General features: G+C 72.2%; 16 protein-coding genes and 1 pseudogene. 16 read left to right on the top strand and 1 reads right to left on the bottom strand.

All coding sequences use genetic code 11. The features are described from left to right. Window positions 1–214: 214 nt before the first annotated feature. From pyrR to JS521_RS08855, 14 genes are all read left to right on the top strand, one after another. The gene (pyrR, locus tag JS521_RS08920; protein ID WP_006123180.1) at window positions 215–799 is read left to right on the top strand and encodes a bifunctional pyr operon transcriptional regulator/uracil phosphoribosyltransferase PyrR; all 585 of its coding nucleotides are present in this window, start codon (window positions 215–217) and stop codon (window positions 797–799) included. Between the two features lie 94 nt (window positions 800–893). Continuing rightward, window positions 894–1,880, top strand: a complete 987-nt coding sequence (locus JS521_RS08915) for an aspartate carbamoyltransferase catalytic subunit (protein WP_030800104.1) — start codon at window positions 894–896, stop codon at window positions 1,878–1,880. Window positions 1,881–1,882: 2 nt separating this feature from the next. Next, entirely contained in the window at window positions 1,883–3,169 is a 1,287-nt protein-coding gene (locus JS521_RS08910) for a dihydroorotase (protein ID WP_205082178.1), read from the top strand. Next, window positions 3,166–3,774, top strand: a complete 609-nt coding sequence (locus JS521_RS08905; protein WP_205082177.1) for a PH-like domain-containing protein — start codon at window positions 3,166–3,168, stop codon at window positions 3,772–3,774. Before JS521_RS08910 ends, JS521_RS08905 begins: the two co-directional genes overlap by 4 nt. Continuing rightward, a complete protein-coding gene (carA, locus tag JS521_RS08900; protein ID WP_030800109.1) occupies window positions 3,771–4,910 on the top strand; it encodes a glutamine-hydrolyzing carbamoyl-phosphate synthase small subunit in 1,140 nt (379 codons plus the stop codon). Before JS521_RS08905 ends, carA begins: the two co-directional genes overlap by 4 nt. Next, entirely contained in the window at window positions 4,903–8,211 is a 3,309-nt protein-coding gene (gene carB, locus JS521_RS08895; RefSeq protein WP_205082176.1) for a carbamoyl-phosphate synthase large subunit, read from the top strand. The genes carA and carB overlap by 8 nt, the downstream gene beginning before the upstream one ends. An 84-nt stretch (window positions 8,212–8,295) precedes the next feature. Then, a complete protein-coding gene (locus JS521_RS08890; protein WP_205082175.1) occupies window positions 8,296–9,408 on the top strand; it encodes a quinone-dependent dihydroorotate dehydrogenase in 1,113 nt (370 codons plus the stop codon). Continuing rightward, complete coding sequence (gene pyrF, locus JS521_RS08885) at window positions 9,405–10,244, top strand: orotidine-5'-phosphate decarboxylase (RefSeq protein WP_205082174.1); 840 nt, start codon at window positions 9,405–9,407, stop codon at window positions 10,242–10,244. The genes JS521_RS08890 and pyrF overlap by 4 nt, the downstream gene beginning before the upstream one ends. 246 nt (window positions 10,245–10,490) lie before the next feature. Continuing rightward, entirely contained in the window at window positions 10,491–10,814 is a 324-nt protein-coding gene (locus tag JS521_RS08880) for an integration host factor (RefSeq protein WP_003970367.1), read from the top strand. Window positions 10,815–10,852: 38 nt separating this feature from the next. After that, the gene (gmk, locus tag JS521_RS08875) at window positions 10,853–11,446 is read left to right on the top strand and encodes a guanylate kinase (RefSeq protein ID WP_205082173.1); all 594 of its coding nucleotides are present in this window, start codon (window positions 10,853–10,855) and stop codon (window positions 11,444–11,446) included. A gap of 61 nt (window positions 11,447–11,507) precedes the next feature. Next, window positions 11,508–11,780, top strand: a complete 273-nt coding sequence (gene rpoZ, locus JS521_RS08870) for a DNA-directed RNA polymerase subunit omega (RefSeq protein ID WP_003970369.1) — start codon at window positions 11,508–11,510, stop codon at window positions 11,778–11,780. Window positions 11,781–11,929: 149 nt separating this feature from the next. After that, on the top strand, window positions 11,930–13,141 hold the full coding sequence (gene coaBC, locus JS521_RS08865) for a bifunctional phosphopantothenoylcysteine decarboxylase/phosphopantothenate--cysteine ligase CoaBC (RefSeq protein WP_205082172.1): 1,212 nt from the start codon (window positions 11,930–11,932) through the stop codon (window positions 13,139–13,141). Between the two features lie 232 nt (window positions 13,142–13,373). Then, entirely contained in the window at window positions 13,374–14,582 is a 1,209-nt protein-coding gene (metK, locus tag JS521_RS08860; protein WP_069737325.1) for a methionine adenosyltransferase, read from the top strand. Window positions 14,583–14,714: 132 nt separating this feature from the next. Beyond that, entirely contained in the window at window positions 14,715–16,859 is a 2,145-nt protein-coding gene (locus tag JS521_RS08855; protein ID WP_205082171.1) for a primosomal protein N', read from the top strand. A 93-nt stretch (window positions 16,860–16,952) separates the two neighbouring features. Here JS521_RS08855 and JS521_RS08850 read toward each other — a convergent pair whose 3' ends face one another. Next, window positions 16,953–17,519, bottom strand: a complete 567-nt coding sequence (locus tag JS521_RS08850) for a hypothetical protein (protein ID WP_205082170.1) — start codon at window positions 17,517–17,519, stop codon at window positions 16,953–16,955. A 312-nt stretch (window positions 17,520–17,831) separates the two neighbouring features. On the opposite strand from JS521_RS08850, the gene fmt reads away from it, so the two are divergent. Further along, window positions 17,832–18,764: a methionyl-tRNA formyltransferase gene (fmt, locus tag JS521_RS08845; RefSeq protein WP_205082169.1), complete on the top strand. Its 933-nt coding sequence runs from the start codon at window positions 17,832–17,834 to the stop codon at window positions 18,762–18,764. A 133-nt stretch (window positions 18,765–18,897) separates the two neighbouring features. Further along, window positions 18,898–20,000: pseudogene (locus tag JS521_RS08840) on the top strand (transcription antitermination factor NusB); the annotation flags it as partial. Between the last annotated feature and the right edge of the window lie 110 nt (window positions 20,001–20,110).

Genomic DNA, 20,110 nt, shown 5'->3' with positions numbered 1-20,110 from the left:
CCGGACGCTGGAACAGTGTGCGGCTCCGCCGCGTGGCTGGTAACTCACTGTGAGGTTACGCAGCGTTACTTGGATGCGTCAAGCCGAATGGTCCGGACCGGCACCTCCCGGGGGTGGGGCCAGGGCCGGGCGCAAGCCCTGGTAGCGTGGATGACGCAATTTCGACGTCCTTTAACGATCCGTCCCGTGAGGCGGAGAAGGAGGTCCGTTTCTTATGGACGCACAGCACGACGACACCGGCAACGCGGCGCGCCCCGTTCTCGAGGCCCCCGACATCGCCCGTGTGCTGACCCGTATCGCCCACGAGATCGTCGAACGCGCCAAGGGCGCCGACGACGTGGTGCTGCTCGGCATCCCGACCCGGGGCGTGTTCCTCGCCCGTCGGCTCGCCGACAAACTCGAAGAGATCACCGGCCGGAAGACGCCGGTCGGATCGCTCGACATCACCATGTACCGCGACGATCTGCGGCTGCGCCCGGCGCGGGCCCTGGCCCGTACCGACATCCCCGGCGAGGGGATCGAGGGCAGCCTGGTCGTCCTGGTCGACGACGTGCTCTTCTCCGGCCGCACGATCCGCGCCGCCCTCGACGCGCTCGGCGACATCGGCCGCCCCCGCGCGGTGCAGCTCGCGGTCCTCGTCGACCGCGGCCACCGGGAACTCCCGATCCGCGCGGACTACGTCGGCAAGAACCTCCCCACGTCGCTGCGGGAGACGGTCAAGGTCCAGCTCGCCGAGGAGGACGGCCGCGACGCCGTGCTGCTCGGCGTCAAGCAGGCCGCCCCCGCGGACGCGCAGTAGCCCGAACCCTCCCGTACGCCCCTGTGGGGACGTACGGCGCCCCTCTGCGCGCCCGCATGCCTGAAACCCCCTCCAGCCACCCGGAGAACCCCAGATGAAGCGTCACCTCATCTCGGCCGCCGACCTCACCCGCGACGACGCCGTCCTGATCCTCGACACCGCCGAGGAGATGGCCCGGGTCGCGGACCGGCCGATCAAGAAGCTCCCCACCCTGCGCGGCCGTACCGTCGTCAACCTCTTCTTCGAGGACTCGACCCGTACCCGCATCTCCTTCGAGGCGGCCGCCAAGCGGCTGTCCGCCGACGTCATCAACTTCTCCGCCAAGGGCTCCTCCGTCTCCAAGGGCGAGTCCCTGAAGGACACCGCGCTCACCCTGGAGGCGATGGGCGCCGACGCCGTCGTCATCCGGCACGGCGCCTCCGGCGCCCCCTACCGGCTCGCCACCTCCGGCTGGATCGACGGGGCGGTGGTCAACGCCGGGGACGGCACCCACGAGCACCCCACCCAGGCCCTGCTGGACGCCTTCACGATGCGCCGCCGGCTCGTCGGCCCCGACGCCGGGCTCGGCCGCGACCTGGACGGCCGCCGCATCACGATCGTCGGCGACATCCTGCACAGCCGCGTCGCCCGCTCCAACGTCCACCTGCTCACCACGCTCGGCGCGCACGTCACCCTGGTGGCCCCGCCCACCCTCGTCCCCGTGGGCGTCGAGCAGTGGCCCTGCGACGTCAGCTACAGCCTCGACGACGTGCTGGCGAAGTCCGACGCGGTGATGATGCTGCGTGTGCAGCGCGAACGGATGAACGCCGCCTACTTCCCGACCGAGCGCGAATACTCCCGCCGCTACGGCCTGGACGGCGAGCGCATGGCGAAGATGCCCGAACACGCCATCGTCATGCACCCCGGCCCGATGGTCCGCGGCATGGAGATCACCGCCGAGGTCGCCGACTCCGACCGCTGCACGGTCGTCGAGCAGGTCGCCAACGGGGTCTCCATCCGCATGGCCGTGCTCTACCTGCTGCTCGGCGGCTCCGACACCGCGCTGTCCGCCGCCCCCGCCCGTACCGAGGAGAACAAGTAACCATGAGCAAGATCCTTATTCGCGGTGCGCGGATCCTCGGCGGCGAGCCCAGGGACGTCCTGATCGACGGCGAGACCGTCGCCGAGGTGGGCACCGGCATCGAAGCCGAGGGCGCCACCGTGATCGAGGCCGAGGGGCAGATCCTGCTGCCCGGCCTGGTCGACCTGCACACCCATCTGCGCGAGCCCGGCCGCGAGGACTCCGAGACCGTCCTCACCGGCACCAAGGCCGCGGCCGTCGGCGGCTTCACCGCCGTGCACGCCATGGCCAACACCTTCCCCGTCGCCGACACCGCCGGCGTCGTCGAGCAGGTCTGGCGGCTCGGCAAGGAGTCCGGCTACTGCGACGTGCAGCCCGTCGGCGCCGTCACCGTCGGCCTGGAGGGCAAGAAGCTCGCCGAGCTCGGCGCCATGCACGACTCGGCAGCCGGGGTGAAGGTCTTCTCCGACGACGGCAAGTGCGTCGACGACGCCGTGATCATGCGCCGGGCCCTGGAGTACGTGAAGGCCTTCGACGGCGTCGTCGCCCAGCACGCCCAGGAGCCCCGCCTCACCGAGGGCGCCCAGATGAACGAGGGCATCGTCTCGGCCGAGCTGGGACTCGGCGGCTGGCCCGCCGTCGCCGAGGAGTCGATCATCGCCCGCGACGTCCTCCTCGCCGCCCACGTCGGCTCCCGGGTCCACATCTGCCACCTCTCCACCGCCGGCTCCGTGGAGATCGTCCGCTGGGCCAAGTCCAAGGGCTGGAACGTCACCGCCGAGGTCACCCCGCACCACCTCCTCCTCACCGACGAGCTGGTCCGCACCTACAACCCGGTCTACAAGGTGAACCCGCCGCTGCGCACCGAGGCCGACGTCCTGGCCCTGCGCGAGGCGCTGGCCGACGGCACGATCGACTGCGTCGCCACCGACCACGCCCCGCACCCGCACGAGGACAAGGACTGCGAGTGGGCCGCGGCCGCCATGGGCATGGTGGGCCTGGAGACCGCGCTCTCGGTCGTCCAGCAGACGATGGTGGACACCGGTCTGATCGACTGGGCGGGCGTCGCCGACCGCATGTCCTTCCGCCCCGCGGCCATCGGCCGGCTCGAAGGACACGGCCGTCCCGTCTCGGCGGGTGAGCCCGCCAACCTCACTCTGGTCGATCCGGCATACCGTGGAGCAGTGGACCCCGCGGGCTTCGCGTCCCGCAGCCGCAACACCCCCTACGAGGGCCGTGAGCTGCCGGGCCGTGTCACCCACACCTTCCTGCGGGGCCGTGCCACGGTCGTCGACGGGAAGCTCGCGTGACAACTCTGACCCCCCTGTACCACCTGGCCGCCGAGCAGAAGTCGGCGGAAGTGACGGACTGGGCCGCCCGCATCGCCTGGGTGGTCGGCCTCTTCGTCTTCATCGCCCTCGTCTACTGGCTGATGCGCCAGGGCTGGAAGTGGCGCGCCAGCCTCCAGTCGGATCTGCCGGAGCTCCCGGTCACCCCCGAGGACTTCGACGACGACGAGACGCTGCTGACGCTCCAGGGGCGCTACCACGCCTCCACCACCGCCGGGCAGTGGCTCGACCGGATCGTCGCGCACGGGCTCGGCACCCGCAGCCGTACCGAGCTGACGCTCACCGCCCGCGGCCTGGACGTCGTACGCCCCGGAGCGGCCGACTTCTTCATCCCGGCCGACGCCCTGCGCGAGGCCCGCCTCGACCAGGCGCTCGCCGGCAAGGTCCTCCCCGAGGGCGGCCTGCTGATCATCACCTGGGCGCACGGCGAGAAGCTGATCGACTCCGGCTTCCGCTCCGACCGCTCCGCCGAGCACCAGGCCTGGGTCGACGCCGTCAACCGGCTCACCGGCGCCCCGGCCGCCACCGAACTCACCAGCACCACGACGGAAGGCACCGCACGATGACCCTCTCCACCCGGGGGGCACAGACCCCCGCCGTACTCGTCCTGGAGGACGGCCGCGCCTTCCGCGGCCGCGCCTACGGGGCCGTGGGGGAGACCTTCGGCGAAGCGGTGTTCTCCACCGGCATGACCGGCTACCAGGAAACGCTGACCGACCCCTCGTACCACCGCCAGGTCGTCGTCATGACGGCCCCGCACGTCGGCAACACCGGCGTCAACGACGAGGACCCCGAGTCCGGCCGGATCTGGGTCTCCGGCTACGTCGTCCGCGACCCCGCCCGCAAGCCCTCCAACTGGCGCTCCCAGCGCTCGCTGGACGAGGAGCTGGCGGCCCAGGGCGTCGTCGGCATCAGCGGTGTCGACACCCGCGCCCTCACCCGCCACCTGCGCGAGCGCGGCGCGATGCGCGTCGGGATCTTCTCCGGCGAGGCCATCCCCGACGAGGGCACCCTCCTCGCCAAGGTCCGCCAGGCCCCCGAGATGACCGGCGCCGACCTCTCCGCCGAAGTGGCGACGAAGGAGGCGTACGTCGTCCCCGCGATCGGCACGAAGAAGTTCACCGTCGCCGCGGTCGACCTCGGCATCAAGGGCATGACCCCGCACCGGATGGCCGAACGCGGCATCGAGGTGCACGTCCTGCCCGCCACGGCCACCCTGGAGGAGGTGTACGCGGTCCGGCCCGACGGCGTCTTCTTCTCCAACGGCCCCGGCGACCCGTCCACCGCCGACCACCCCGTCGCCCTCATGCGCGGCGTGCTGGAACGCTCCACCCCGCTCTTCGGCATCTGCTTCGGCAACCAGATCCTCGGCCGCGCGCTCGGCTTCGGCACCTACAAGCTGAAGTACGGCCACCGCGGGATCAACCAGCCGGTGCAGGACCGCACCACCGGCAAGGTCGAGGTCACCGCGCACAACCACGGCTTCGCCGTCGACGCCCCGCTCGACAAGGTCTCCGACACGGAGTTCGGCCGCGCCGAGGTCTCCCACGTCTGCCTGAACGACCAGGTCGTCGAGGGGCTCCAGCTCCTGGACCGGCCCGCGTTCAGCGTCCAGTACCACCCCGAGGCGGCCGCGGGCCCGCACGACGCCGCGTACCTCTTCGACCGCTTCGTATCCCTGATGGAGGGCCAGCGTGCCTAAGCGCTCCGATATCCAGTCCGTCCTGGTCATCGGCTCCGGTCCGATCGTCATCGGCCAGGCCGCCGAGTTCGACTACTCCGGCACCCAGGCCTGCCGCGTCCTCAAGGCCGAGGGCCTGCGCGTCATCCTGGTGAACTCCAACCCGGCGACGATCATGACCGACCCGGAGATCGCCGACGCCACCTACGTCGAGCCGATCACCCCCGAGTTCGTCGAGAAGATCATCGCCAAGGAGCGCCCCGACGCGCTCCTGCCCACCCTCGGCGGCCAGACCGCGCTGAACACCGCGATCTCCATGCACGACAACGGCGTGCTGGAGAAGTACGGCGTCGAGCTCATCGGCGCCAACGTCGAGGCAATCAACAAGGGCGAGGACCGCGACCTCTTCAAGGGCGTCGTGGAAGCCGTCAAGGAGAAGATCGGCTACGGCGAGTCCGCCCGCTCCGTCATCTGCCACACCATGGACGACGTCATCGCCGGCGTCGACACCCTCGGCGGCTACCCCGTCGTCGTCCGCCCCTCCTTCACCATGGGCGGCGCCGGCTCCGGCTTCGCCCATGACGAGGAGGAGCTGCGCCGCATCGCCGGACAGGGCCTCACGCTCTCCCCGACCACCGAGGTGCTCCTGGAGGAGTCCATCCTCGGCTGGAAGGAGTACGAGCTGGAGCTGATGCGCGACCGGAACGACAACGTCGTGGTCGTCTGCTCCATCGAGAACTTCGACCCGATGGGCGTCCACACCGGCGACTCCATCACCGTCGCCCCGGCGATGACGCTCACCGACCGCGAGTACCAGCGGCTGCGCGACGTCGGCATCGCGATCATCCGCGAGGTCGGCGTCGACACCGGCGGCTGCAACATCCAGTTCGCCATCGACCCCACCGACGGCCGGGTCATCGTCATCGAGATGAACCCGCGCGTCTCCCGCTCCTCGGCGCTCGCCTCCAAGGCCACCGGCTTCCCGATCGCCAAGATCGCCGCCAAGCTGGCCGTCGGCTACACCCTGGACGAGATCCCCAACGACATCACCGAGAAGACCCCGGCCTCCTTCGAGCCGACCCTCGACTACGTCGTCGTCAAGGCCCCCCGCTTCGCCTTCGAGAAGTTCCCCTCCGCCGACTCCACCCTCACCACCACCATGAAGTCGGTGGGCGAGGCCATGGCGATCGGCCGGAACTTCACCGAAGCCCTCCAGAAGGCCCTGCGCTCGCTGGAGAAGAAGGGCTCGCAGTTCGCCTTCACCGGCCCGGTCGGCGACAAGGCCGAGCTGCTCGCGGAAGCGGTCCGCCCGACCGACGGCCGCATCAACACCGTCATGCAGGCCATCCGCGCCGGAGCCACCCAGGAAGAGGTCTTCGACGCCACGAAGATCGATCCCTGGTTCGTCGACCAGCTCTTCCTGATCAAGGAGATCGCCGACGAGCTGGCCTCCGCCGAACGCCTGGACGCCGACCTGATCGCCGAGGCCAAGCGGCACGGCTTCTCCGACGCCCAGATCGGCGAGATCCGCGGGCTGCGCGAGGACGTCGTCCGCGAGGTCCGGCACGCGCTCGGCATCCGCCCGGTCTACAAGACCGTTGACACGTGTGCGGCCGAGTTCGCGGCGAAGACGCCGTACTTCTACTCCTCCTACGACGAGGAGAGCGAGGTCGCGACCCGCACCAAGCCGGCCGTAATCATCCTCGGCTCGGGCCCCAACCGCATCGGCCAGGGCATCGAGTTCGACTACTCCTGTGTGCACGCCTCCTTCGCCCTGAGCGACGCGGGCTACGAGACCGTCATGGTCAACTGCAACCCGGAGACCGTCTCCACCGACTACGACACCTCCGACCGGCTCTACTTCGAGCCGCTCACCCTGGAGGACGTCCTGGAGATCGTGCACGCCGAATCGCTGGCGGGCCCGATCGCCGGTGTCATCGTGCAGCTCGGCGGCCAGACCCCGCTCGGTCTCTCCCAGGCGCTCAAGGACAACGGCGTGCCCGTCGTCGGCACCTCCCCGGAGGCGATCCACGCCGCCGAGGACCGCGGCGCCTTCGGCCGGGTCCTGGCCGAGGCCGGACTGCCCGCGCCCAAGCACGGCACGGCCACCACCTTCGCCGAGGCCAAGGCCATCGCCGACGAGATCGGCTACCCCGTCCTCGTACGGCCGTCCTACGTCCTCGGCGGGCGCGGCATGGAGATCGTGTACGACGAGACGCGCCTCGCCTCGTACATCTCCGAGTCCACCGAGATCAGCCCCACCCGGCCGGTCCTGGTCGACCGCTTCCTCGACGACGCCATCGAGATCGACGTGGACGCCCTCTACGACGGCCACGAGCTCTACCTCGGCGGCGTCATGGAGCACATCGAGGAGGCCGGCATCCACTCCGGCGACTCGGCCTGCGCCCTGCCCCCGATCACGCTCGGCGGCTTCGACATCAAGCGGCTGCGCGCCTCCACCGAGGGCATCGCCAAGGGCGTCGGCGTGCTCGGACTGATCAACATCCAGTTCGCGCTGTCCGGCGACATCCTGTACGTCCTGGAGGCCAACCCGCGCGCCTCCCGCACGGTCCCCTTCACCTCGAAGGCGACCGCCGTCCCGCTCGCCAAGGCCGCCGCCCGCATCTCGCTGGGCGCGACCATCGCCGAGCTGCGCGAGGAGGGCCTGCTGCCGAAGACCGGCGACGGCGGCACGCTGCCGCTGGACGCGCCGATCTCCGTCAAGGAGGCCGTGATGCCGTGGTCGCGCTTCCGCGACATCCACGGCCGGGGCGTCGACACGGTCCTCGGCCCGGAGATGCGCTCCACCGGCGAGGTCATGGGCATCGACTCGGTCTTCGGCACGGCGTACGCCAAGTCGCAGGCCGGCGCGTACGGCCCGCTGCCCACCAAGGGCCGCGCCTTCATCTCGGTCGCCAACCGGGACAAGCGCTCGATGATCTTCCCGGCCCGCGAGCTGGTCGCCCACGGCTTCGAGCTGATGGCCACCTCCGGCACCGCCGAGGTCCTCAAGCGCAACGGCATCAACGCCATCGTCGTGCGCAAGCAGTCCGAGGGCCCCGGCCCCAACGGCGAGAAGACGATCGTCCAGCACATCCACGACGGCGAGGTCGACCTCATCGTCAACACGCCGTACGGCACCGGCGGCCGCCTCGACGGCTACGACATCCGCACCGCGGCCGTCTCCCGCTCCGTACCGTGCCTGACCACGGTCCAGGCGCTCGCCGCCGCCGTCCAGGGCATCGACGCCCTCAACCACGGTGACGTGGGCGTCCGTTCCCTCCAGGAACACGCGGAACACTTGACCGCGGCGCGCGACTAGCCGCCCGGAGAGGGGGACACCGGAAACGGTGTCCCCCTCTTTGTGAGCCCTGTCGAGCACACCGAGCACCAAGGACATCTCTTCATGTACAAGCTCTTCTTCCGGCTGGTCTTCAAGCGGATGGACCCCGAGCAGGCCCACTACGCCGCCTTCCGCTGGATCCGCCTCGCCGCCCGGATCCCCGTCCTGCGCACCTTCGTCGCCGCCGCCCTCGCCCCCCGCTACCGGGAGCTGCGCACCGAGGCCCTCGGCCTGCGGATGCACGGCCCCTTCGGGCTCGCCGCCGGCTTCGACAAGAACGCCGTCGCGATCGACGGCATGGCGATGCTCGGCTTCGACCACATCGAGATCGGCACCGTCACCGGCGAACCGCAGCCCGGCAACCCCAAGAAGCGCCTCTTCCGGCTCGTCGCCGACCGCGCTCTGATCAACCGCATGGGCTTCAACAACGAGGGCTCCGCCGCCGTCGCCGCCCGCCTCGCCGCCCGTAACCCGGTCTTCCGCACCACGGTCGGCGTCAACATCGGCAAGACCAAGGTCGTCCCCGAGGCCGAGGCCGCCGCCGACTACGTGAAGTCCACCGAGCGGCTCGCCGCCCACGCCGACTACCTGGTCGTCAACGTCTCCTCGCCCAACACCCCCGGCCTGCGCAACCTCCAGGCCACCGAGTCGCTGCGGCCGCTGCTCACCGCCGTGCGCGAGGCCGCCGACCGCACCGTCACCACCCGGCGCGTCCCGCTGCTCGTCAAGATCGCCCCGGACCTCGCGGACGAGGACGTCGACGCCGTCGCCGACCTCGCCGTGGAGCTGGGCCTGGACGGCATCATCGCCACCAACACCACCATCGCCCGCGAGGGCCTCGGCCTGAAGTCGGGCCCGGAGCTGCTGGGCGAGACCGGCGGACTGTCCGGCGCCCCCCTCAAGGAGCGCTCGCTGGAGGTCCTGAGCCGCCTGTACGCCCGCGTGGGGGACCGGATCACCCTGGTGGGCGTCGGCGGCATCGAGAACGCCGAGGACGCCTGGCAGCGCATCCTCGCCGGGGCCACCCTCGTCCAGGGCTACAGCGCCTTCATCTACGAAGGTCCCTTCTACGCCCGCGCGATCCACAAGGGCCTCGCCGCCCGGCTCGCCACCTCCCCGTACGCCACCCTCGCCGAGGCCGTCGGCGCCGAGACCCGGAAGAAGGCCGCCCAGTGACCCTCGAACCCTTCGGCGCCCGCCTGCGCCACGCCATGGACACCCGCGGGCCGCTCTGCGTCGGCATCGACCCGCACGCGTCCCTGCTCACCTCCTGGGGGCTGAACGACGACATCGCGGGCCTGGAGCGCTTCACCCGGACCGTCGTGGAGGCGCTGGCCGACCGGGTCGCCGTGCTCAAGCCGCAGTCCGCGTTCTTCGAGCGCTTCGGCTCGCGCGGCGTCGCCGTCCTGGAGAAGACCGTCGAGGAGGCCCGCGCCGCCGGGGCGCTGGTCCTGATGGACGCCAAGCGCGGCGACATCGGCTCCACCATGGGCGCGTACGCGGCGACCTACCTGGACAAGGACTCGCCGCTCTTCTCCGACGCGGTCACCGTCTCCCCGTACCTGGGCTTCGGCTCGCTGCGCCCAGCGCTGGACGCCGCCGCCGTCTCCGGCGCGGGCGTCTTCGTCCTCGCCCTCACCTCCAACCCGGAGGGCGCCGAGGTCCAGCGGGCCACGGCTGCCGACGGCCGTTCGCTCGCCCAGCTGATGCTCGACCACATGGCCGCCGAGAACGAGGGGGCGGCTCCCCTCGGCTCGGTCGGCGCGGTGGTCGGCGCGACGCTCGGCGACGCGGGGGTGGACCTGGCGATCAACGGGCCGCTGCTCGCGCCCGGCATCGGCGCCCAGGGAGCGACCCCGGCGGATCTTCCGGCGGTGTTCGGCGACGCGGTGGGCAACGTGGTGCCCAGCGTGAGCCGGGGCGTGCTGCGCCACGGACCGGACGCGTCAGGGCTGCGCGAAGCAGCCGAACGGTTCGCGGACGAGGTCCGCAGCGCCGTATCCGGCAGCTGACCCTGACACGTTTACAGCGTGTTGACGAATTACTGACGGGAAACCTGGTCGATATGTCGGGAAAATCCTGGTCGGCCACAGCTGACCAGGACTTTTCGTCTGTTCTCGCTGACTACAGCGGCCCTTGCCGCTAGTCTCCGTCGAAGAGCGGCCGAGCACAGTGTGTTCGTCGCTCACCTGGTGGGGTGGCGTCCAGCTTCCCCGTGGGTCCGTATCCGACAGATCGACATCCGAGGTGACGTAGGCGTGGCTCTTCCGCCCCTTACCCCTGAACAGCGCGCAGCCGCGCTCGAAAAGGCCGCCGCGGCTCGCCGGGAGCGGGCCGAGGTCAAGAATCGACTCAAGCACTCCGGCGCCTCCCTCCACGAGGTCATCAAGCAGGGCCAGGAGAACGACGTCATCGGGAAGATGAAGGTCTCCGCACTGCTGGAATCCCTGCCGGGCGTCGGCAAGGTCCGCGCCAAGCAGATCATGGAGCGTCTCGGCATCTCCGAGAGCCGCCGGGTCAGGGGTCTTGGCTCCAACCAGATCGCATCCCTGGAGCGTGAGTTCGGCGGCAGCCCCGCCTGACGTTCTCAGGCACTCCTGAGAACCTGGATAATCGCCCCATGGCTGCAACATCCCGGGGGACGTCCCCCGTACCCCCGGACGTACGTCCGCGGCTGACCGTGCTCTCCGGCCCCTCGGGGGTCGGCAAGAGCACGGTCGTCGCTCACATGCGCACCGTGCACCCCGAGGTGTGGCTCTCCGTGTCGGCGACGACACGCAAGCCGCGCCCCGGGGAGCGCAACGGTGTCCACTACTTCTTCGTGGACGACGAGGAGTTCGACAAGCTCATCGCCAACGGTGAGCTGCTGGAGTGGGCCGAGTTCGCGGGCAACCGCTACGGCACGCCCCGCCGGGCCGTGCTGGACCGCCTGGAGGCGGGCGAGCCGGTCCTGCTGGAGATCGACCTCCAGGGCGCCCGGCTGGTCCGCCAGTCGATGGACGACGCGCGTCTGGTCTTCCTGGCCCCGCCGAGCTGGGAGGAGCTGGTGCGCCGGCTCACCGGCCGGGCCACCGAGGCCCCCGAGGTCATCGAGCGCCGGCTCGCCGCCGCGAAGGTCGAGCTGGCCGCCGAGGCGGAGTTCGATACGACGCTCGTCAACACCTCCGTCGAGGACGTGGCACGCGAGCTGCTAACGTTGATGCTTCAGGCCTAGATCTCTGCGATCGTCCAGATCTCGTTGATCTTTGATCTACACCCCCTTCGGAAGGCAGAGAGTGTCCTCTTCCATCACCACGCCCGAGGGCATCATCAACCCGCCGATTGATGAGCTCCTCGAGGCCACCGACTCGAAGTACAGCCTGGTGATCTACGCGGCCAAGCGCGCCCGTCAGATCAACGCGTACTACTCGCAGCTCGGTGAAGGCCTCCTCGAGTACGTCGGTCCGCTCGTCGACACCCACGTGCACGAGAAGCCGCTGTCGATCGCGCTCCGCGAGATCAACGCCGGTCTGCTGACCTCCGAGGCCATCGAGGGCCCCGCTCAGTAACGCAGCGGCACCGCAGCACCTTCACTCCAGGCCCGGCGGCCCGTCCGCCGGGCCTGAGGTGTGTCCGGGGCCGGATGAACGCGCCGCGCGCGGTGAGGCAGCATGGGACGCACATGTTGCCGTTACGGTGCCGAGTGCGGGGAGACGCAGTGGACAAGCCGAAGGTGGTCCTGGGGGTCAGCGGGGGCATCGCCGCCTACAAGGCGTGCGAGCTGCTGCGCCGGCTGACCGAGTCCGGCCACGACGTACGGGTCGTGCCGACCGCCGCGTCGCTGCACTTCGTGGGGGCGGCCACCTGGTCGGCGCTCTCCGGCCACCCGGTCTCCGACGAGGTCTGGCAGGACGTCCACGAGGTCCCGCACGTGCGGATCGGGCAGGAGGCCGACCTCGTGGTGGTCGCCCCGGCCACCGCGGACATGCTGGCCAAGGCCGCCCACGGGCTCGCCGACGACCTGCTCACCAACACGCTCCTGACCGCCCGCTGTCCGGTGGTCTTCGCCCCCGCCATGCACACCGAGATGTGGGAGCACCCGGCCACCCAGGAGAACGTCGCCACCCTGCGCCGCCGGGGCGCCGTCGTCATCGAGCCGGCCGTCGGGCGGCTCACCGGCGTCGACACCGGCAAGGGCCGGCTGCCCGATCCCGGCGAGATCTTCGAGACCTGCCGCCGGGTGCTGGCACGCGGGGTCACCGAGAGCGACCTCGTGGGCCGCCATGTGGTGATCAGCGCCGGCGGCACCCGCGAGCCGCTCGACCCGGTGCGCTTCCTGGGGAACCGCTCCTCCGGCAAGCAGGGCTACGCGCTGGCGCGCACCGCCGTGGCCCGGGGAGCCCGGGTCACCCTGATCGAGGCCAACACCGGGCTGCCCGACCCGGCCGGGGCCGACGTCCTGCGCGTCGGCACGGCCGTCCAGCTGCGCGAGGCCGTGCTGAAGGCGGCCGCCGACGCGGACGTCGTGGTGATGGCGGCCGCGGTGGCCGACTTCCGCCCTGCCGAGTACGCCACCGGCAAGATCAAGAAGAAGGACGGCGAGGAGGCGCCCGCGCTCACTCTCGTCCGCAATCCCGACATCCTCGCCGAGGTCTCCGGGGAGCGGGCCCGGCCGGACCAGATCGTCGTCGGATTCGCCGCCGAGACCGACGACGTGCTGGCCAACGGCCGTGCGAAGCTCCGCCGCAAGGGCTGCGACCTCCTCGTGGTCAACGAGGTGGGGGAGCGCAGGACCTTCGGCTCGGAGGAGAACGAGGCGGTCGTCCTCGCTGCGGACGGCCAGGAGACGCCGGTGCCGTACGGCCCCAAGGAAGCGCTCGCCGACACGGTCTGGGATCTGGTTTCCGTCAGGTTCCAGCCGATTTCATAATCAACCCTCCGGGTGAGCTAAATCGCCCCATAAGCCTCAAAGCGGCGGTCGGGGAGGGCGGATTGTCCTACTGGTGTCCTGCGTGGCGCACGTCACGAACCTCCCAAAGGGCGAGACACCTGGCCCGACCGCCGGATGTGACCGATAAACTGGCCGACGATACGCACCGAGCGCAGCTCTCGGACGTATCACCCATGATCAGCCAGCAGCCGCTGCAACCCCAGGGAGCGATGTGTCCCGCCGTCTCTTCACCTCGGAATCCGTCACCGAGGGTCACCCCGACAAGATCGCTGACCAGATCAGCGACACGATTCTCGACGCGCTCCTGCGCGAGGACCCCTCCTCGCGCGTCGCCGTCGAGACCTTGATCACCACCGGTCTGGTGCATGTCGCGGGCGAGGTCACCACCAAGGCCTACGCCGACATCCCCAACCTCGTGCGCAACAAGGTTCTGGAGATCGGTTACGACTCCTCCAAAAAGGGCTTCGACGGTGCTTCCTGTGGCGTCTCGGTCTCGATCGGCGCCCAGTCGCCGGACATCGCCCAGGGTGTCGACACCGCGTACGAGAAGCGGGTCGAGGGCGACGAGGACGAGCTCGACAAGCAGGGCGCGGGCGACCAGGGCCTGATGTTCGGCTACGCCTGCGACGAGACCCCGGAGCTCATGCCGCTCCCGATCCACATCGCGCACCGCCTCTCCCGGCGGCTGTCCGAGGTCCGCAAGAACGGGACCATCCCCTACCTGCGCCCCGACGGCAAGACCCAGGTCACCATCGAGTACGACGGCGACAAGGCGGTCCGGCTCGACACGGTGGTCGTCTCCTCGCAGCACGCCTCGGACATCGACCTGGACTCGCTGCTCGCGCCCGACATCCGCGAGTTCGTCGTCGAGCACGTGCTCGCGCAGCTCGTCGAGGACGGCATCAAGCTGGACACCGAGGGCTACCGCCTCCTGGTGAACCCGACCGGCCGCTTCGAGATCGGCGGCCCGATGGGCGACGCCGGCCTCACCGGCCGCAAGATCATCATCGACACCTACGGCGGCATGGCCCGCCACGGTGGCGGCGCCTTCTCGGGCAAGGACCCGTCCAAGGTCGACCGCTCCGCGGCGTACGCGATGCGCTGGGTCGCGAAGAACGTGGTGGCCGCCGGTCTCGCCGCGCGCTGCGAGGTCCAGGTCGCCTACGCGATCGGCAAGGCCGAGCCCGTCGGTCTCTTCGTCGAGACCTTCGGCACCGCCGCGGTCGACACCGAGAAGATCGAGAACGCGATCGGCGAGGTCTTCGACCTCCGCCCGGCCGCGATCATCCGGGACCTCGACCTGCTCCGCCCGATCTACGCCCAGACCGCCGCCTACGGCCACTTCGGCCGCGAGCTGCCGGACTTCACCTGGGAGCGCACGGACCGCGTGGACGCGCTGCGCGCGGCCGCGGGTCTGTAAGGGCCGTACGAGCACCGGCACTGAGTGACGGCGGGGCCCGGACACCGAACGCGGTGGCCCCCCCCCGCTGCCGTGCCCCCACGACTGTCCGTGCTCTCCGGACTGTCAGTGCCCTCTGGTAGGAATGCAGCTGTGAGCAGCGAGAACGAGCAGTCCGCCGAACCCGGTGCCGGGGCGCCGGAGCAGCTTGCGCTGATCCGGGAGACCGTGCGCCAGGCGAAGGTGCCGCGTGCCAAGCCGCGGACCTGGCGCGGCGCGGCCCTCGCCGAGGAACTGCCCGTCGCCCGCGTCCTGGTCAACAAGGGCGTCCTCCACCTCGACCAGTATTTCGACTACGCGGTGCCCCAGGAGCTGGACGCCGACGCCAGGCCGGGCGTCCGGGTCCGGGTCCGGTTCGGTGCCGGGGGGCGCAACGTGCAGGGCGGGCGGCGCGAGGGCGGCGGCCTGATCGACGGCTTCATCGTCGAGCGCCGCGCCGACTCCGACTACCAGGGGTCGCTGGCCGCCCTCGCCTCCGTGGTCTCCCCGGAGCCCGTCCTCGGTCCCGAGCTGCTCGCCCTCTGCCGCACCGTCGCCGACCGGTACGCGGGGAGCCTCGCCGACGTCCTCCAGCTCGCCGTCCCGCCCCGCAACGGCCGCGCCGAGTCCAAGCCCTCCCCGGAACCGCTGCCCCCGCCCCCGCCGCCGGCCCCGGGCACCTGGGAGCGGTACGGGCAGGGCCCGGCCTTCCTGCGCGCGCTGGCCGAGGGCGGCGCTCCGCGCGCGGTGTGGACCGCTTTGCCCGGACCGCACTGGCCCGCCGAGATCGCCGGGGCCGTCGCGGCGACGCTCTCCTCCGGGCGCGGCGCACTCGTCGTCGTCCCGGACGGGCGGGCCGCCGGGCGGGTCGACGCGGCCCTGACCGAGGCGCTCGGCACGGGCCGGCACGCCGTGCTGACCGCCGAATCCGGCCCCGAGAAGCGCTACCGCCAGTGGCTCGCGGTACGCCGGGGCTCGGTGCGGGCGGTCGTGGGCACCCGGGCCGCCATGTTCGCCCCCGTCCGGGACCTCGGGCTCGTCGTCGTCTGGGACGACGGCGACTCCAGCCACAGCGACGACAACGCCCCCTTCCCGCATGTCCGCGAGGTCCTGGAGCTGCGGGCGACGCAGGGCCGCTGCGGCTTCCTGCTCGGCGCGATCAGCTGCACGGTCGAGGCCGCCCAGCTCGTGGAGAGCGGCTGGGCGCTGCCGCTCCTCGCGGACCGCGAGAAGCTGCGCCGGGCCGCTCCCCTCATCCGTACGGTCGGGGACGGCGAGCTGGCCCGGGACGGCGCGGCCCGCTCCGCCCGGCTGCCCAGCCTCGCCTGGGGGGCCGTGCGCGACGGCCTGCGCACCGGCCCGGTGCTGATCCAGGTGCCCCGCAGGGGGTACGCCCCGCGCCTCGCCTGCGAACGCTGCCGCACGCCCGCCCGCTGCCGGCACTGCGCGGGGCCCCTCGAAGCCCCGGACCAGCAGGATCTGAACTGCACCTGGTGCGGGCAGGCCGAGCGGGCCTGGAGCTGCGCGGAGTGCGGCTCCACCCGGCTGCGCGCCCGGATCGTCGGCGCCCGCCGCACCGCGGAGGAGCTGGGCCGGGCCTTCCCCGCCGTGCCCGTCCGCACCTCGGGGCGCGACCACATCCTGGACGCGGTGCCCGACGCCCCGGCCCTGGTCGTCTCCACGCCCGGGGCGGAGCCCGTCGCCGATGGCGGGTATGCGGCGGCCCTGCTCCTGGACGGCTGGGCCATGCTCGGGAGGCCCGATCTGCGGGCGGGGGAGGAGGCGCTGCGCCGGTGGACGGCCGCGTCGGCGCTGGTGCGGGGGCAGGAGGAGGGCGGCACGGTGGTGATCGTGGCCGAGCCGACGGAGCGCGCGGTGCAGGCGCTGGTCCGCTGGGATCCGGCGGGGTTCGCCCGGCGGGAGCTGGCGGAGCGGGCCGAGCTGGGCTTCCCGCCGGTCTCCCGGATGGCCTCGGCGACCGGCCCGCCCGAGGCCTTGGCCGCCTTCCTCGACACCGCAGGGCTGCCGCCGGAGGCCGAGATCCTGGGTCCGGTGCCGGCCCCGTCGGCCGCGCCCGGGCGGGCCCGCAGACCGGGGGACGCCCCGCCGGGCGAGGCCTGGGAGCGGGCCCTGATCCGGGTGGTCCCGGGGCGTGGGGCGGCGCTCGCCCGGGCCCTGAAGACGGCGCTCGCGGCCCGTACGGCCAAGGGCGCGAGCGAGCCGGTGCGCATCAGGATCGACCCGCCCGACATCGGCTGAGCGTGCCTGCGGGCCGTCCGCCCGGACCGGCCCCGGACAGGGGACTGCCCCGCCGTGCGACCGGCACGGTGGGGCAGAGGGGGCGGTGTCCGGTCAGCCGTTGCGGGGGCCCGGGAACGCGCCGGGACGCAGTTCCTCACGGACCGGCTGCTGGGCCGACGACGGTTGCGGCGGCATCGAGCGAGCCGCCGGGACGGAGGGCACCGGGGAGCCGGACCCTCCGGCGGAGGCCCCGGTGAGGCCGGTGCCGACGGACACCGGGCGCGACACGGGGGCCGTCTCGCCGCCCGTCTCGGCGGCGGGCTGCGGTGTCGCGCGGCGCGTTCCGTACCGGCGGTGCACGGCCTGCTTGGTGACGCCGAGGGCGGAGCCCACCGCGTCCCAGGAGAAGCCCAGCGAGCGGTCGAAGTCCACCGCGGCCGTCACCAGGGTCTCGACGCTGTCCCGCAGTTCCTGCGCGAGGCGGACGGTGGGGGCCGGGGCCCTGCCGTAGACGACGAAGCCCGCGGAAGGGCCGGAGCGGCGCGGACGGTAGACGTTGCCCAGCTGGGCGGTGAGGGTGCGCAGCGCGTCCACCTGCCGCCTGACCCGCTCGATGTCCCGCACCAGAAGATGCAGACTGGCCCGCGCTTGGGCGTCGTGCGTTGCGTGGTCGGCCATGAAGAAGCCTCTCGAACCGGCGTTGAAAGGGATCGGGCCGCAATCGGGGCGGCCCGCTTCGGTCAATCTCCTTTGACCAACGCCCGAGCCGGGTATGTGGTCACGCTATCGGGGCGTATGTGCATATGCACGGGGCGTGCGCGGCGCGCGTACGCCCCCTGGTCGCCGCCCCGGACAAGGGAGTCGCCGCCCCCGCGCAAGGGAGTCGCCGGGCTTGTGCAAGGGAGCGGCCGGGCCCGGTCCGACCCGAGACCCTAGACTGGTGTGCTGCTCGTCACCGTACGTCTTGGCCCGAGAGGCAGTCAGCCACCCATGAAGCTCGTCTTCGCCGGCACCCCCGAAGTCGCCGTCCCCGCCCTGGACGCCCTGATCGCCTCCGACCGCCATGAGGTGGCCGCCGTCGTGACCCGTCCCGACGCCCCCGCCGGGCGGGGCCGCCGACTCGTCGCGAGCCCGGTGGCCGAGCGGGCTCAGGAAGCCGGGATCGAGGTGCTCAAGCCCGCGAAGCCCAGGGACGAGGAGTTCCTCGCCCGGCTGCGCGAGATCGCCCCGGACTGCTGCCCGGTCGTCGCCTACGGGGCCCTGCTGCCCAAGGTCGCCCTCGACGTGCCCGCCCGGGGCTGGGTCAACCTGCACTTCTCACTGCTGCCCGCCTGGCGGGGCGCCGCCCCCGTACAGCACTCGCTGATGGCCGGGGACGAGGTGACCGGCGCGTCGACCTTCCTGATCGAGGAGGGGCTCGACTCCGGCCCGGTCTACGGCGTCCTCACCGAGGAGATCCGCCCCACCGACACCAGCGGCGACCTGCTCACCCGGCTCGCCTTCGCCGGCGCCGGGCTGCTGGCGGCCACCATGGACGGCATCGAGGACGACACGCTGCACGCCGTGCCCCAGCCGCACGAGGGCGTCACGCTCGCCCCGAAGATCACCGTCGAGGACGCCCAGATCCAGTGGTCCGCGCCCGCCCTGCGCGTCGACCGGGTGGTGCGCGGCTGCACCCCGGCCCCCGGGGCCTGGACCCTGTTCCGCGGCGAGCGGCTCAAGCTGATCCAGGCCGCCCCGGTCCTGGACCGCACCGATCTGGCCCCCGGCGAGCTGTCCGCCGCCAAGAACAACGTGTACGTCGGCACCGGATCGCACGCGGTCGAGCTGCTCTGGGTCCAGCCGCAGGGCAAGAAGCCGATGAAGGGCGCCGACTGGGCGCGCGGCGTCCGCATCACCCACGGCGAGCTGCTGGGCCTGTAGCGCCCATCAGGGGCGAGGGCAGAGCGGCTCTGAGCCCGGTCCCCGGGGCCCCGGGCCGCCGTTCGGGCGGGCGGGGAGGGCGACGTACGCTGGGAGGGTTCGCCCCTCACACCATCAGCGGAGCACCTTTCACGTGAACGACCAGCCGCGTCGCCGTCCCGCCAAGCCCCACCGCCGGCCCAAGAAGGACCCGGTCCGCTTCCTCGCCTTCGAGGCGCTGCGGGCCGTCGACGAGCGCGACGCGTACGCCAACCTCGTGCTGCCCCCGCTGCTGAAGAAGGCCCGCGCCAAGGGCGACTTCGACGGCCGGGACGCGGCGCTGGCGACCGAACTCGTCTACGGGACGCTGCGCCGCCAGGGCACGTACGACGCGATCGTGGCGGCCTGCATCGACCGGCCTCTGCGCGAGGTCGACCCGCCGGTCCTCGACGTTCTGAACATGGGCGTCCACCAACTGCTCGGCACCCGTATCCCCACCCACGCGGCCGTCTCCGCCAGTGTGGAGCTGGCCCGGGTGGTGCTGGGGGAGGGGCGTGCGAAGTTCGTCAACGCGGTGCTGCGCAAGGTCACCGCGCACGACCTCGACGGCTGGGTGGAGAAGGTCGCCCCGCCGTACGACGAGGACGCCGAGGACCACCTCGCCGTCGTCCACTCCCACCCGCGCTGGATCGTCTCCGCCCTCTGGGACGCGCTGGGCGGCGGCCGGGCGGGCATCGAGGACCTGCTGGAGGCCGACAACGAGCGGCCCGAGGTGACCCTGGTCGCCCGCCCCGGCCGCTCCACCACCGAGGAACTGGTCAAGGCCCTGGGCGAGGACAACTCCCTGCCCGGCCGCTGGTCCCCGTACGCGGTCCGGATGGCCGAGGGTGGCGAGCCCGGCGCGCTGGAGGCCGTCCAGGAGAGCCGGGCCGGCGTCCAGGACGAGGGCAGTCAGCTCGTCGCCGCCGCGCTGGCCGCCGCCCCCGTCGAGGGCCGCGACACCCGCTGGCTGGACGGCTGCGCGGGCCCCGGCGGCAAGGCCGCCCTGCTCGCCGCGCTGGCCGCCGGACGCGGCGCGACCCTGCTCGCCGCCGAGAAGCAGCCCCACCGCGCCCGCCTGGTCGAGCGGTCGCTCGCCGGCAACCCCGGCCCGTACCAGGTGATCACCGCCGACGGAACCCGCCCGCCGTGGCTGCCCGGCACCTTCGACCGCATCCTGATGGACGTGCCCTGCTCCGGCCTCGGCGCGCTGCGCCCCCCCCCCGCGGCCCCCCCGCCCCGGGGCGCCCCCCCCCCCGCCCGCCCAGCCCCCCCCCCCCCCCCCCCCCCCCGCGCGGCCGGGGACGCGGGGCGGGGACGGGGGCGGG

Source organism: Streptomyces durocortorensis (genome assembly GCF_016901035.1).
Classification (GTDB): domain Bacteria; phylum Actinomycetota; class Actinomycetes; order Streptomycetales; family Streptomycetaceae; genus Streptomyces; species Streptomyces durocortorensis.
The sequence above is the reverse complement of the archived record's forward strand: the minus strand, read 5'-3'. Positions and strand labels throughout refer to the sequence as shown.

Bases quoted from the DNA above. Each gene is read 5' to 3' on its own strand.
- pyrR (WP_006123180.1), top strand. From the start codon at position 215: ATGGACGCACAGCACGACGACACCGGCAACGCGGCGCGCCCCGTTCTC.
- JS521_RS08915 (WP_030800104.1), top strand. From the start codon at position 894: ATGAAGCGTCACCTCATCTCGGCCGCCGACCTCACCCGCGACGACGCC.
- JS521_RS08910 (WP_205082178.1), top strand. From the start codon at position 1,883: ATGAGCAAGATCCTTATTCGCGGTGCGCGGATCCTCGGCGGCGAGCCC.
- carA (WP_030800109.1), top strand. From the start codon at position 3,771: ATGACCCTCTCCACCCGGGGGGCACAGACCCCCGCCGTACTCGTCCTG.
- JS521_RS08890 (WP_205082175.1), top strand. From the start codon at position 8,296: ATGTACAAGCTCTTCTTCCGGCTGGTCTTCAAGCGGATGGACCCCGAG.
- gmk (WP_205082173.1), top strand. From the start codon at position 10,853: ATGGCTGCAACATCCCGGGGGACGTCCCCCGTACCCCCGGACGTACGT.
- JS521_RS08850 (WP_205082170.1), bottom strand. From the start codon at position 17,519: ATGGCCGACCACGCAACGCACGACGCCCAAGCGCGGGCCAGTCTGCAT.
- fmt (WP_205082169.1), top strand. From the start codon at position 17,832: ATGAAGCTCGTCTTCGCCGGCACCCCCGAAGTCGCCGTCCCCGCCCTG.